Source organism: Pauljensenia sp. UMB3104 (assembly GCF_030217285.1).
Lineage (GTDB): Bacteria > Actinomycetota > Actinomycetes > Actinomycetales > Actinomycetaceae > Pauljensenia.
In genome coordinates this window covers 1-250 of sequence record NZ_JASONN010000466.1, presented here as the reverse complement: position 1 = coordinate 250, position 250 = coordinate 1, and the positions used below count along the sequence as shown (strand labels likewise).

The 250-nt window shown below is 38.0% G+C and carries 1 protein-coding gene; it reads left to right on the top strand.

Annotation, left to right across the window (positions count from 1 at the left end; genetic code table 11):
• Positions 1 to 16: 16 nt before the first annotated feature.
• On the top strand, positions 17 to 250 hold a 234-nt coding region (locus QP415_RS12425), incomplete at its 3' end, for a helix-turn-helix domain-containing protein (protein ID WP_285100275.1).

The window sequence follows — 250 nt, the reverse complement described above, 5'->3', positions numbered from 1 at the left end:
TTAAAGAGGTGAAACAATGGACATCAATAAAGATAAAGTAGGAAAGCGCATAAAAAAAATTCGTACTGATCGCGGATGGTCTTTAGAAGTTTATGGCGAAATAATTGAAGATCCTCCTGTTAAACCTGGAATAATTTCAAGGTGGGAGAACGGCAATTCGTTGCCAAATAATCAGCGTAGTATAGCCATAGCAGACATTGGCGGTATCACGGTAGATGAGCTATTACATGGAAATCAAAAAGACCGATTA